This window comes from Paenibacillus cookii, assembly GCF_018333375.1.
GTDB classification, from domain to species: Bacteria; Bacillota; Bacilli; order Paenibacillales; family Paenibacillaceae; genus Paenibacillus_AQ; species Paenibacillus_AQ cookii.
Window position 1 is genome coordinate 107,290 of the sequence record NZ_BORW01000005.1, and the last position, 13,107, is coordinate 120,396.

A 13,107-nucleotide genomic window follows, 5' to 3' on the forward strand; every position below is an offset into this window, starting at 1 on the left:
TACCTCAGATATTATTCAGTGGAGGGGAATTAGGCGACAGTCCCGGACGGCACTTAAGGTATCCTTTTGAAAACTGGCGCATCTTTCATCTTGAACTTTAGAGGGGTTGAAAAAGAAGAAGATAAGGGTGATATTAGGGGGAGCGGAGTTCTTTCAATAAATAATGGGAGCGTGTTTTTTTGAAAAAACGTCCATTGCTTGTCGTTTGCGGGCTTGTGATTGTCCTAGTCGTTGTCTTCGCTATTCCGCCGCTTTTTCAATCAGACCCGAACACAACATTTAAAAAAGAAATCATCGAGAAGATCGGGGATCGGGAAGTCTCCGCCGTGAAGCTGATAAAGTCGTCGGATGAAAAAACGTTCGCTCTTAGAAACAAAGAGGACATACACCGCATGTTGGATGCCATGTCTTCAGTAGAGCTTGAAAAAGCGAACCGCCATCAAGATGCTGCCAAAGATACGTATTCGATGCTCATATTAGTCCAGGGAAAGCCGACATTCAGCGTTTTTTGGGATGATAACAACAACGTGCAGATATTGGATTCGGAAAACGAAACTCATCATCTATACAAGGTCAAAAACGCATCCGCTCTCGATCCGATTAAGAACTATTGGAATCATGAAACATGACTTAGCACGTTTTAACATTCAGGCGAACTTACCGAGAAAATCATGTATGCATATACGTGGAAGGACCGAAAGCCAAGCCCGTCTCGCGCGTTGAGAGGGGCTGTTTTTCCATGGGCATATCTCTATCTTGCTGTTATATTCTTAAAACCCGATTGTGCATGAATGCGCGTGATATACTCCTAGTGACACAACGGATGACTGGCAACGCATGATGAACGGAAGCCATAACTTCAAGGGAGGAGCATGCTTGAAATGCACAAAGTGATAGAGCCCAAAATTCTTTATTTCGGGACCCCTGTCGTCCTGATCAGCACCTTAAACGAGGACGGTTCGGCCAATGTAGCCCCCATGTCTTCGGCGTGGTGGTTAAACCAGTCTTGCATGCTCGGGATGAGCCGTAAATCCAAGACCGTCCAGAACCTTATCCGCGAAAAAGAGTGCGTATTGAATCTCCCTTCGCCGGACCTTGTCGGCGCCGTCGACAAACTGGCTTTACTTACCGGCGTGAACCCTGTGCCCGATACCAAAATGCAGTTGGGATACCGCTACGAACCCGATAAGTTCGGAACGGCCGGACTCACCCCGGAACCTTCGGATTTGGTTAAAGCGCCCCGCGTTGCGGAATGCCCGGTTCAGTTAGAGGCATCTCTCGTTAAAGCGCATGATTTTGGCCAACCGAGCAGCCTGACAGCGATCGAGGTTACCGTCACTAGAGTGCATGTCGATGAAAACCTTCTAATGGCAGGGGAGAAAAACTACGTCGATCCGCTAAAATGGAATCCGCTCATCATGAACTTTTGCGAATATTTCGGATTAAGCGGCCAATTGCATCCCTCCAGGTTGGCGCCGGTATTCGGTCCGGTTTCCCGCGGTTGAACTGTCCCGTAAGCATCGACCCCAAAAGGATAAGCAAGTGAAAAAGGAGCAGTTGTCTCTCGGCAGCTGCTCCTTTTTCATGGATGATTTCAGGGGCGGCCCGGCATGGTACAATACTAGGCAAATATACCTCTTGCGAAGGAGAGCGCCCGAATGTTCAAAATATTTATCGTCGAAGATGACAAGGGACTTGTCGGCTTGCTGAAGGAGCATTTGCACAAATTCGGCTACGATACGAAATGCGCGTCCGATTTTGGGGCGGTGATCGCCGAATTCGAACGGTTCCAGCCTCATCTCGTGCTGCTTGACGTCAATTTGCCGATGTTCGACGGATTTTATTGGTGCCGGCAAATCCGGAACGGCTCGACCTGCCCGATTATTTTCATCTCCGCCCGCGACAGCAAAATGGATCAGGTGATGGCGTTGGAGAACGGGGCCGACGATTATTTGACCAAACCGTTCGATTTCGAAATCGCCCTGGCCAAAATCAACAGCCAGCTCCGCCGGGCCTACGGGTCTTACGCGGCATCGCAGCAGCAGCGGACGGTGGGCGTCTCGGGGCTAACCCTCGATATGGAAAGGCTGGCGCTCTCCTTTAACGGGGACAAAACCGATCTGAGCCCGACCGAAGCCAAAATTTTGGACGAACTGATCGCAAGGTCCGGGCAAGTCGTCAGCCGGGACCGGCTGCTCGACAAAATTTGGGACGACCAATGGTTCGTCGACGACAACACGCTGAACGTTTATGTGGCCCGCGTCCGCAAAAAGCTGGCGGCGGTCGGCATTCATGACGCCCTCCAAACGATCCGCGGGCAGGGATACCGTCTCCTGCCGAATTGGGGGGATGAAACATGAGGCTGTTCATCCGGGACCAGGCCCCTCTAGTCGCCGTCTATCTGCTGCAATTATTCCTCGTCACCCTCGTGTACTGGCTCGACGGCAGCCGCGATGTAGGCATCAGTCTATACGCCGGTCTGCTCAGCGTATGTTTGTTGTCCGTTTACCTCGTGATCCGCTATATAAGAAACCGTACTTTTTACGTCCGGCTGGCCGCGGAGGTTTCTTCCACCGAGGAGCTGCTGAAAGACAAACATCAGACGCCGCTCGCCCAAAGCCTGCAGCGTTTGTTCAAACGCCAGTACCGGCGCTATCAGACCGATTTGCAGCATTACAAACATAAAATCGAATCCCATTTGGAATTCATTCATCAGTGGGTCCATCAGATGAAAACGCCGTTGTCCGTCATCCATTTGATGATCCGGAACAGGGACGAGGCCGAATTCGCCGCCATCGGCGACGAGCTGGACCGGATCCGCAAGGGACTCGACATCGTGCTGTACACCGCGCGCCTGGACACGTTCGAACGGGATTTCCATGTCGAGACGCTTGATTTGCGCCGGGTCGTGCGCGAGGTGACCTCGTCCCAGAAAAGGCTGTTTATCCGCAGCCATGTGTTTCCGCTGATCCGGATGGACGAGCCCCTGCTCATTGCTTCGGATGAGAAATGGCTTGCCTTCGTGCTGACGCAGCTGATCACCAACGCGGTCCGTTATACGCGGGGCGAAAATCGCAAGATCGTGTTTTACGGCTATCGCCGCGGCGAACAAACGGTGCTCGAGGTGCAGGACGAAGGGGTCGGCATTCCCCAAGGGGATTTGCCCCGCGTATTCGAGCCGTATTTCACCGGGGAGAACGGCAGAGAGTTCCAGGAATCGACGGGCATGGGGCTTTATTTGGCGAAGCAGATTTGCGGGAAGCTGGGGCATGACATTCAAGTGGAATCCGAGGCGGGGAAGGGGACGACGGTCCGGTTGATTTTTTGAAACCTTGAGCCGCGCAGCGAAGCTTACAAAAGTGTAAGCTTGTGTAAGCTTACGGCATGGCAGCGGGAGAGGCATCTTCCCTATAATAAAACCATGAGATCGATCTTATGAAGCAAGGAGCCGGCAGCGTTGACGATTTTGGACGTAAAATACTTATCGAAAATTTACGAAGGACAGGTGCCGCGGCAGGCGCTGGACAACGTTCGGTTCTCCCTTCGCGCGGAAGAATTCGTCGGGATCATGGGGCCGTCGGGAAGCGGGAAAACGACGCTCTTAAACGTCATTGCGACCATCGACGAACCGACCTCCGGCGAAATACGGATCAACGGCGTCAATCCGCACCAGCTCGGCCGGACGGAGACGGCGCTATTCCGCCGCCGCGAGCTCGGATTCGTGTTTCAGCAATTCAACCTTCTTGACGCCATGACCGTGGCCGAAAACATCGTGCTGCCGTTGTCGCTTGACGGCGTGCCGGTGGGGGAGATGGAGCAAAAATTAAACGATATCGCCTTAAAATTAGGCATTTCGGACATCTTGGACCGGCGGATTTACGAATTATCGGGCGGACAGATGCAGCGGACCGCCATTGCGCGGGCCATCATCCATAAGCCGTCGCTGATCCTTGCCGACGAGCCGACGGGCAACCTCGACTCCAAAGCATCGGACGACGTGATGAGGACGCTGCGGACTTTGAACGAGGAAGGGGCGACCATCTTGATGGTGACGCATGACCCGGTGGCGGCAAGCTTCTGCAAGCGCGTCATTTTCATCAAAGACGGCCGGTTTTACAACGAGATTTACCGGGGGGACAACCGCCAGGGATTTTTTCAGCGAATCATCGACATGCTGTCGCTCTTAGGAGGGGATCGCCGTGTCCTTTCTACAATTCGCTTATAGGAACGTCTCCCGCAACAAGCGCACGTACGCGGCCTATTTTCTGAGCAGCGCTTTTTCCGTCATGATCTTTTTCGTCTGCACGCTGTTTATTTTCAATCCCGGGATCCGCGAGTCCATCATGTATCCGATCGTCATGCAGACGATGATTACGGCGGTATGCGTCATGTATCTTTTTTTGTTCTTTTTTGTTCTGTATTCCGTAGGTTCGTTTTTGGCCTCGCGCAAGCATGAAATCGGGATTTGGCTGATGCACGGCATGACGAAAAGGCAGCTGCACCGGATGATTTTTCTGGAAAACATGCTGATCGGCACCGGGGCCGTCGTCGCGGGCATCGCCTCGGGGCTCGTCACCGGGAAGCTGTTTCTGATGATCGGCTCCCTGGTGTTCGGCGTTCCCTCGATTCCGTTCCGTTTGACGTGGGAGGCGCTTGCGCTTACGACCGGCGCGTTTGCGGTGCTTTTTCTGATCATTTCGATGTGCACGTCGGGTTTGTTGCGGAATCTTTCCTTAATCGAGCTTTTTCAAGCCGGGCGCCGCACCAAACTTGCTCCCAAAGGGTCCGCCTGGCTATCGGCGACAGCCGTCGTGCTCATCGTCGCAGCCTACGGGTTTGCGGCCACGACGAGCGTTTCCGATCTGTACGTCCGCATGCTGCCCGTCACCGCCATGACCGTCGCGGGCACGTATCTGCTGTATAACCACGCAGGGGTATGGCTTGTCGAGCGGCTTCAGAAAAAGCGGGGCCTGTTTTGGAAAAAAACGAACATCGTCACGTTGTCCAATCTGTCCTACCGGTTAAAGGACCATGCCCGGATGCTGTTTATGGTGACGATCGTTTCGACCGTCTCGTTCTGCGCCGTCGGGGTATCCGCATCCATTAATACGCTGTCGGAACAGTTCCATAACGATTATCCGGCTGCGGTCAGTTATTTGGCGAAGGACGGCAATCCGGCGGAAGGGGAACATCTGCAATCCATACAAAGGGAGCTGCTGGCAAAAGGACTGCACCCGCGCATCCTCCAATTCCCGGTCAAAAATATTCTGGTCGCTCCGGAAGGCTCCGGCTCCGATCCCGAGGTGCTGTCCGTCATTTCGTTATCCAGTTACGAACGGGCGATCCGGATGGCAGGTCTTTCGCACGGCGAACAGCCCTTAACCGGTTCCGATGCGCTCGCACTCGTCAGCTCCGAACGGGATCGGGCGTTCATGAATGCGAGACCGCTGGCGGTCCATGCCGTAACGGGCGGGCGGCTGCATCTCAAGGAAATCGGCTATACCCGGCATGTCGCCGTGCCCGAGCATTTGCTCCGGACGGATCTGCGGCAGATGGACGGTTATACCAGCGGCCTCGTGGTCAGCGACGAATTGTTCGGCCGCTTGGAGTCCCGGGCGGGAACCGACCGTTATACCGCGTTTTACGTGGACGACTTCCGGAAAACGCTCGGAGTGGCGAACACCCTGGCCGATTCGGGCGAAGTGAGGTTTAGCGAAAATCGCGGCTTTACGATCGCCGTCAGCGGCACGCTGTACGTGCTGCAGATGGGGGCGTACCGCGCGATGCTTTTTGCCGCCCTGCTGATCGGCACGGTATTTTTCATCGCCGCGGGTTCCTTTCTGTATTTCCGCCTTTACGCGGATCTGGATTACGACCGGCGGCAATACGCCGCCATGGCCAAGCTGGGGCTGACGGACAAGGAGCTCAGCCGCATCGTGACGCGGCAGCTGGCGCTTTTGTTTTTCGTCCCGATCGTCCTGGCGGTCATTCACAGCAGCTTTGCCTTTATCGCGCTTCAAAGCCTCTTTTATTTATCGATCGCTTTGGAGATGGGGTTCGTCCTGCTTTGCTTTTTTGCGGCCCAGGTGATGTATTTTTTCTTCATTCGCTTCCACTACTTGCGGAACGTCAGGAAAAAGCTGCTGTAACGGGGCTTGGAGAAATCGAACGGGGCGACCGCGTTTTAACGAAAATCATATCGGCCTTCTGATCATAAGAACGGAGGTTCTGCATGCAAAACTGGATCACGGATATCATGGAACAATTCGGATACGCCGGCATTGCGCTGGTCATTGCGCTCGAAAATTTGTTTCCGCCGATTCCGTCGGAGGTGATTCTAACCTTCGGGGGATTCATGACCACCAAAACCCAATTAACGGTGCCCGGGGTGATCCTCGCTTCGACGATCGGATCGGTGGCTGGGGCGGTCGTGCTTTATTTGATCGGCTTGCTGCTTGAGGTCCGGCGGCTGGAGCGGATCGTCGAGCGGTGGGGGCATGTTCTGCGCGTCAAGAAAGAAGACATCCACCGGGCGGACCGGTGGTTTGCCAAATACGGATATTGGACCGTTTTTTTCTGCCGGATGATTCCGCTCGTGCGGAGCCTCATTTCGATTCCGGCCGGCATGGCCCGGATGAAATTCGGTTTGTTCCTGCTGTTTACGACGATCGGGACGTTGATATGGAACACGGTCCTCGTGTACCTGGGCGCGGCTCTGGGCGAATCATGGGAAAGTATCGTGCACTATATGGACATGTACTCCCATTTCACCTATGCTGTAATCGGGCTGGTTGCTCTAGCGGTCCTATATCTTTATCTGCGCCGGGCGAGAAAAATGAAGGCCCAGCAATAACTTGAAGGAGTTGTGGAGAGTTTTGGAGTGGATGGAGTACATTAAAGCGGTGATCCTCGGGATTGTCGAAGGATTGACGGAATTTGCGCCGGTATCTTCCACCGGGCACATGATTATCGTGGACGACATGTGGCTGAAGACGCAGCAGTTTTTATCCCAGCCGGCGGCGAACACCTTTAAGGTCGTCATTCAGCTCGGATCGATTTTGGCCGTCGTGGTGCTGTTCTGGAGCCGGTTCATGGATCTGCTGGGTCTCCGGAGAAGAAAACCGGCAGAGGGAAGCGGGGAGCAGGCGCAAGGCCGCCTCAAACTGACCCAGGTCATTGTCGGGCTGATCCCGGCGGGCATTTTGGGCGTGCTGTTTGAAGATTACATCGACGAGCATTTGTTTTCGACGCGGACCGTGCTGATCGGACTGGTCGTCGGGGCGCTTCTGATGATCGCAGCCGACCTGTGGCGCCCGAAGCGCCCGAAGGCCGAAACGGTGGACCAGATTACTTACGGCCAGGCCTTTTCGGTCGGTTTGATCCAGTGCCTGTCCTTATGGCCGGGATTTTCCCGATCCGGATCGACGATTTCCGGCGGGGTGCTGCTGGGGATGAGCCACCGGGCGGCGGCCGACTTCACGTTCATTATGGCCGTGCCGATCATGGCCGGCGCAAGCGGAATATCGCTGCTCAAAAACTGGGAATATTTCACGGCCGACATGCTGCCGTTTTTTGCCGCCGGGTTCATCAGCTCCTTTATCGTCGCGCTTATCGCCATCCGGTTTTTCCTGAAGCTCATCAACCGGATCAAACTCGTGCCGTTTGCGGTATACCGGATCGTGCTTGCCGGAATCATCTTTCTTATGTTATAAACCGTTACGTTATGAAGCCAAGCTCCCGAGTCCTTTGACGAGGGGGCTTTTTTTCTAAGTCCTTCCAAAGCGGGCGGGGCTTCGTGTACAATAAGGTCGGCAGAGGAGGCCTGCGGATGAAAATCAAAGTACTGATTGCAGACGATAATTCCTTTATTCGGGAAGGCATGAAAATCATTTTAAATACGTTTGGGGATTTTGACGTCGTCGCTACCGTCGCGGACGGGCGGGAGGCCGTGGAATATTGCCGGAACCATGAGGTGGACGTGGCTTTGCTGGATGTGCGGATGCCGAACATGAACGGGGTGGAAGCCACCAAAATGCTGACCGGGGAAACGTCGGCCAAACCGCTGATCCTGACGACCTTCGACGACGATGAATACATAGTGGATGCGATCCGTTTCGGGGCGAAAGGATATTTGCTGAAAAACAATGATCCGGAACGGATCCGCGACGCGATCAAAAGCGTGTACAACGGGCACAGCGTCCTGCAGGACGTGGTGCTGGATAAGCTGAAGTCCCAGGTCGGGGGAGGGCAGGAGGCGAAAGCCGGAAGCCTGCCAGAAGCTGACAGGAAGCAGGCGGAGGGAACTCCGAAAGAGGCGGGAGACGGACGGGATGCCTGTCCTTTCGACCGCAGCTTGTTTACCGAACGGGAGCTTGAAGTGATGTCGCTGATCGCCCAAGGGTTGTCCAACAAGGAAATTTCCAAGGAGCTCTTTATATCGGAAGGGACGACGGCCAATTACATTACGTCCATTTTGAACAAAACGGCGCTGTCGCACCGCACGCAAATCGCGATCTATTACCTGACGGGCAAAACCCGTTAAAGCGAAAGGACAACATAAGCATGGAACTATGGACGGTCGGCAATAAAACGATCATGCTGCTGTTTGTCGTGACCGCAACCTACTTTACGGCGGCCGCAAGGGACGTATGGCTGGTGTTCCTGTTTCTGGCTTACTTGGCGCTGAACCTGATTTTGCATATCGTCAAGCAAGCCCGCACCAAAAAGGCGATTCTTTTGGCGATCATCCTGTTTTTGATCGGCTGCGCGGTCTACCACCCGTATTTTGCGCTGCTGCTTCCGCTTAGCTTCAATGAGTTCGCTTCCTTTTATCCCCGGTCCAACGGATTTTTGCTGCTTGCGATTTTGGCTCCGCTCATGGTTCTCCGCGATACGATGATGATTTTGTATGTGTTCGCGGCCGCGCTTAGCTTTTTCAACTATGGCATGGTGCGCCATTACATGGGGAGAGTCGGCAAGCAGGAGGACGAGCTGGAAAACATGCGCGGGAATCTGCAAAAAATGGCCAAAAGCCTGAACGAAAACCAGGATTTCGCCCGGGCTTCCGAATATATGGTCAAACTCGAGGAGAGGAACCGGCTCACCCAGGAAATCCATGACGGCATCGGCCACGCGATGACAGGCGCATTGATTCAGATGGAGGCGGCCAAACGGCTGCTGAACAGCGATCCGGCCACCGCGGAAACGCTGCTGCAAAACGCCATCGGCATTTCGAAGGAAGCGATCGAAGAAATCCGGGTTACGCTCAAAAACAACAAACCCCCGGTGGAGCAGCTGGGACTCAGCCGCCTGAAGACGGCCGTCGAAGCCTTCAGCGGAAGGACCGGCCTCATGACCTCGGTCGTTCATGAAGGCAACATGGAGGTCATCACGCCGCTGCAGTGGAAAATCATTTACGAAAACGTGACGGAAGCGTTGACCAACTGCGCAAAATATTCCGGCGCCACGGCCGTTCACGTGGAAATCCGGGTGCTGAACCGGCTGATCAAAGCGGTCGTCGCCGACAACGGCAAAGGCGCGGCCAAAATCGTCAAAGGCCTGGGCCTGATCGGGATGGAGGAGCGCACCGCGTCCGTCGGCGGGACGGTCGTAGCCGACGGCACGAACGGTTTCAACATAACCACCCTGATCCCGTATGCCGGCAGGTGAGAATTCTCATCTGCCCGCCGCGGCGGGGGCCCGCCATCATACATCATATATGAGATTTCTCATGTACAAAGGATGAACTTATGCACTGACGTAAGGGCGTCCTTTTTTATTACTATAAGGACATGAAGAGAACAACGAAACGGAGTGAAGCCTAATGAACATTTTGGATATTCGGGGCCTGACGAAAAAATTCGGCGATTTCGTCGCGGTCGACAACATGTCGCTGACGATCCGGGAAGGCGAAATTTTCGGGTTTCTCGGGGCCAACGGCGCCGGCAAAAGCACGACGATCAACATGATTTCGTCGCTGCTGCGGCCAACGAGCGGGGAAATTCGGATCTTGGAGAAGGACATCGCGAAGCAAAGCCGCTTCGCCAAGACGAACCTGGGCATCGTGCCGCAGGATCTGGCGATTTACGAAGACATGACTGCCTACGAAAATGTCAGCTTTTTTGCAGGACTATACGGGCTGCGGGGCGACAAGCTTAAGGAACGCGCGGAAGAAGCGCTGGAGTTCGTCGGTCTCAGCGACAAGGCGAAAAGCTTTCCGAAAAACTTTTCGGGCGGGATGAAGCGCCGCCTCAATATCGCCTGCGCGATCGCGCATAAACCGAAGCTCATCATTATGGACGAACCGACGGTAGGGATCGATCCCCAGTCGCGCAACTATATTTTGACCTCGGTGCGCAAGCTGAACGAATCGGGCTGCACGATCATTTACACAAGCCACTATATGGAAGAGGTCGAGGAAATCTGCTCGCGCATCGCGATCGTGGATCACGGCAAAATCATTGCCGAAGGCACGAAAGAACAGCTCAAGTCGACCATAACCGACGTGAAGGATATCCGGATCGAGCTGAAATCCGTGCAAGGAACGGAAGGGGAACTTTTGAAGCCGGTTCCGGGCGTACGGACCGTGCTGCAGGAGGAAAACGTGATCCGCGTGCACAGCGATGCGGCGGTCGATAATTTGAACCGGATATTGAAGCAGCTGATGGACGCCGGCAAGGAAATCCGCTCGGTCGAGGAACAGGAGCCGAATCTGGAGACGGTATTCCTGACGCTGACGGGTCGTAATTTACGGGATTAATATTCACGAAGGAGGTTATTGACGGGGTGAACATTTTATCGATTGCAATCAAAGAGATGAAACACGATTTCCGGGATCGGCGCACGCTCCTGTTCATGCTCGGCTTTCCGATCGTGCTGATGCTGATTCTCGGCTTGGCGCTGACCAACGCGTTCAGCTCGGAAATTTCGGTCGGGGACGTGAAGGTGGCCGTAAAAGACGCGACCGGGGGCGGCCCCCTTTCCGAAGCCTTTGCGGGGTTCGCGAAAGAGGTCGGCAAAACGGGCGTTACATTCGAACCTTTAAAACCGGGCGCAAACGGAAGAGAAGAGGTCGAAAACAACCATGTTTCGGGTTACGTGGAGCTGACGAACCAAGGCATTTCCTTGTACGGCAGCAGCCGGGACGCGATCGAAAGCAACATCGTGCAGGGCATGCTGGCTTCTTTTACGGATAAATACAACGCGGCGGCGGCGGTGGCCCGCATCGAACCGGCCAAGACGGAGATGGTGCTTGCAACCGGCGGAAGCGACTATATCCGGGAATTGTCGGTCGACGCCAACCGGACGCCCGGTTCCGTCGATTATTACGCGCTGGCGATGACCGTCATGGTCGGCATGTGGGCGGCGATGGGCGCGGGAGCGCTCATTCAGGGCGAGGTTTTGCGGGGAACGGCCGTAAGGCTTGTCATTGCCCCGATCCGAAAAAGCGAGATATTCGTGGGCAAGATGTTGGGCGGGATCATCTCGAACTTATTATGCGTTATGGTGATCATCCTGTTCAGCAAATACGTGTTTAAAGCCTACTGGGGCCATCATATGGGAGTCGTTATCGCCGTTTTAGTGTCGGAGGTCGTTATGGCGATGAGCCTGGGCCTGGCCGGCAGCTATTTGTTGAAAGGAACGGCTTCGCGGGGCGTCATCAGTCTGGTCGTTCAGCTGATGTCCTTTTTCGGGGGCGCGTATTTCCCGATTCTCGACGACGAAGGCGGCGGCCTCATGGGCTTTCTCGTCAACTTGTCGCCGATCCGCTGGGCCAACCACGGGTTAACGCAGGTGATTTACGCCGATAACGTCTCGGCGGCCTGGCCGGTTCTGATGTTGAACATCGGTTTTGCCGCGTTGTTTTTGGGCGTATCGATATTGGCAATGAGACGCAGGGAGGGACTGTAACATGTGGAGAGATATATGGTTTCTGGCGACCCGAACGCTGCTCATGACGTTTCGCAAACGCAGCACGCTCATCCTGTACTTCGGTTTGCCGATCGCCGGCATCGTGGCTACCTTTTTGCTGTACGGTTCGGTCGGAACAACGGAGCTAAGGGTAGGCGTCGTCAACGAGGACAGCGGTCAACGGATCGCGGAGGACACGGTCGGATTCGTTAAAAATCTGGATCATGTCAGCATCGTTCATGTCAGCCGGAACGAATTAAAAGAGCAGCTGGCCGCAAACAAACTCGACAGCGGCTTGATCATCGATTCCGGCTTTTCGGAAAGCGTGCTGAGCGGCAGTCCCGATCATATCGCGATCGAATCGGTCAAAGGCGCCCAGGTTACGGGATATATGAAATCGATGCTGCGCGGGTATATCGACAACGTCGCGGCGATGGGCAAAATCGCTGGCGGGGACGGAACAACATTTCAGCAGATCTATGATCAGTACCGTTCTTCGGCATTCAAGCTCACGTCCGAATCCGTAAACGATACGTCCCTGGCCAAACAGATGTCGTACCAATCGATCGGGTTCCTGCTGTTGTTCATGTTGAATTCGGCCGCCAGCCTGGCGGAGCTGATGCTAAAACACCGGGAGAACCGGACCTATTACCGGATTTTGTCCTCCCCGATCAACGCGAAGACGTACGTGCTCGCCAACATTGCGGTGAATGCGGTCGTCATGCTTGCACAGATCGTGATCGCCCTCTTTTTCATGAAGGTCGTGTTTCATATGGATCCCGGCATTTCCGTCTTCGAAATGTTCGCCCTTCTGGCCATTTTCGCGGTGGTATCGATCAGCCTGTCGCTTGTGATCATCGCCTTCTCGAAAAGCTCGGGCATGGCCGGCGCGCTGCAAAACCTCATTATCGTGCCGACATGCCTGCTGTCCGGCTGCTTCTTTCCGCTCAGCATCATGCCGGAAACGCTTCGCCGGGTGTCCGACTTTTTGCCGCAAAGCTGGGTGCTGCAGTCCATCGAAAAACTTCAGGAAGGGGCAACGTTCGGCTCCATCGGGTTTCATCTGTCGATTTTGCTTGCCTTTGCGGTGGTGTTTTTCCTGATTGCGACCTATAAGTTCGGACGGAACAACGATACGAGAAATTTCGTTTAGAGGCCGGTTCATTCCGAAAGCAGTTGAATATGTTATTCCAAATG

13 protein-coding genes are annotated in these 13,107 nt (G+C 54.5%); all 13 read left to right on the plus strand.

The genetic code is table 11. The features are described from left to right. Window positions 1-179 precede the first annotated feature (179 nt). The 13 genes from KI367_RS07320 (at window position 180) to KI367_RS07380 (ending at window position 13,063) form a co-directional block, all read left to right on the plus strand. Window positions 180-629, plus strand: a complete 450-nt coding sequence (locus KI367_RS07320) for a hypothetical protein (RefSeq protein ID WP_212948702.1) — start codon at window positions 180-182, stop codon at window positions 627-629. A gap of 252 nt (window positions 630-881) precedes the next feature. Then, window positions 882-1,505, plus strand: coding sequence for a flavin reductase family protein (locus KI367_RS07325; RefSeq protein ID WP_212948704.1), 624 nt, complete (start codon window positions 882-884; stop codon window positions 1,503-1,505). A 153-nt stretch (window positions 1,506-1,658) separates the two neighbouring features. Further along, window positions 1,659-2,360 (plus strand): response regulator transcription factor, encoded by a 702-nt coding sequence (locus KI367_RS07330; protein WP_212948706.1) that lies wholly within the window; start codon window positions 1,659-1,661, stop codon window positions 2,358-2,360. Further along, window positions 2,357-3,328, plus strand: a complete 972-nt coding sequence (locus KI367_RS07335; protein ID WP_212948708.1) for a sensor histidine kinase — start codon at window positions 2,357-2,359, stop codon at window positions 3,326-3,328. The genes KI367_RS07330 and KI367_RS07335 overlap by 4 nt, the downstream gene beginning before the upstream one ends. Before the next feature lie 129 nt (window positions 3,329-3,457). Continuing rightward, window positions 3,458-4,225: an ABC transporter ATP-binding protein gene (locus KI367_RS07340; protein ID WP_036714212.1), complete on the plus strand. Its 768-nt coding sequence runs from the start codon at window positions 3,458-3,460 to the stop codon at window positions 4,223-4,225. After that, entirely contained in the window at window positions 4,200-6,149 is a 1,950-nt protein-coding gene (locus tag KI367_RS07345) for an FtsX-like permease family protein (RefSeq protein WP_212948709.1), read from the plus strand. The genes KI367_RS07340 and KI367_RS07345 overlap by 26 nt, the downstream gene beginning before the upstream one ends. An 83-nt stretch (window positions 6,150-6,232) precedes the next feature. Beyond that, complete coding sequence (locus KI367_RS07350; protein WP_212948711.1) at window positions 6,233-6,853, plus strand: DedA family protein; 621 nt, start codon at window positions 6,233-6,235, stop codon at window positions 6,851-6,853. Between the two features lie 31 nt (window positions 6,854-6,884). Then, a complete protein-coding gene (locus KI367_RS07355; protein ID WP_197070047.1) occupies window positions 6,885-7,712 on the plus strand; it encodes an undecaprenyl-diphosphate phosphatase in 828 nt (275 codons plus the stop codon). Between the two features lie 116 nt (window positions 7,713-7,828). Then, window positions 7,829-8,542 carry a response regulator transcription factor gene (locus tag KI367_RS07360; protein ID WP_212948713.1) on the plus strand — a complete coding sequence of 238 codons (714 nt, stop codon included), beginning with the start codon at window positions 7,829-7,831 and terminating at the stop codon, window positions 8,540-8,542. A gap of 20 nt (window positions 8,543-8,562) precedes the next feature. Next, entirely contained in the window at window positions 8,563-9,669 is a 1,107-nt protein-coding gene (locus KI367_RS07365) for a sensor histidine kinase (protein WP_036714215.1), read from the plus strand. A 154-nt stretch (window positions 9,670-9,823) separates the two neighbouring features. Further along, window positions 9,824-10,759 carry an ABC transporter ATP-binding protein gene (locus KI367_RS07370; protein ID WP_036714216.1) on the plus strand — a complete coding sequence of 312 codons (936 nt, stop codon included), beginning with the start codon at window positions 9,824-9,826 and terminating at the stop codon, window positions 10,757-10,759. 26 nt (window positions 10,760-10,785) lie between these two features. Next, on the plus strand, window positions 10,786-11,910 hold the full coding sequence (locus tag KI367_RS07375) for an ABC transporter permease (protein ID WP_212948715.1): 1,125 nt from the start codon (window positions 10,786-10,788) through the stop codon (window positions 11,908-11,910). 1 nt (window position 11,911) lies between these two features. Continuing rightward, on the plus strand, window positions 11,912-13,063 hold the full coding sequence (locus KI367_RS07380) for an ABC transporter permease (RefSeq protein WP_036714219.1): 1,152 nt from the start codon (window positions 11,912-11,914) through the stop codon (window positions 13,061-13,063). Window positions 13,064-13,107 lie beyond the last annotated feature (44 nt).

What these genes read in the sequence shown, in the direction of transcription:
- KI367_RS07325 (WP_212948704.1), top strand. Translation starts at nt 882, where the DNA reads ATGCACAAAGTGATAGAGCCCAAAATTCTTTATTTCGGGACCCCTGTC.
- KI367_RS07330 (WP_212948706.1), top strand. Translation starts at nt 1,659, where the DNA reads ATGTTCAAAATATTTATCGTCGAAGATGACAAGGGACTTGTCGGCTTG.
- KI367_RS07335 (WP_212948708.1), top strand. Translation starts at nt 2,357, where the DNA reads ATGAGGCTGTTCATCCGGGACCAGGCCCCTCTAGTCGCCGTCTATCTG.
- KI367_RS07350 (WP_212948711.1), top strand. Translation starts at nt 6,233, where the DNA reads ATGCAAAACTGGATCACGGATATCATGGAACAATTCGGATACGCCGGC.
- KI367_RS07355 (WP_197070047.1), top strand. Translation starts at nt 6,885, where the DNA reads ATGGAGTACATTAAAGCGGTGATCCTCGGGATTGTCGAAGGATTGACG.
- KI367_RS07360 (WP_212948713.1), top strand. Translation starts at nt 7,829, where the DNA reads ATGAAAATCAAAGTACTGATTGCAGACGATAATTCCTTTATTCGGGAA.
- KI367_RS07365 (WP_036714215.1), top strand. Translation starts at nt 8,563, where the DNA reads ATGGAACTATGGACGGTCGGCAATAAAACGATCATGCTGCTGTTTGTC.
- KI367_RS07370 (WP_036714216.1), top strand. Translation starts at nt 9,824, where the DNA reads ATGAACATTTTGGATATTCGGGGCCTGACGAAAAAATTCGGCGATTTC.
- KI367_RS07380 (WP_036714219.1), top strand. Translation starts at nt 11,912, where the DNA reads ATGTGGAGAGATATATGGTTTCTGGCGACCCGAACGCTGCTCATGACG.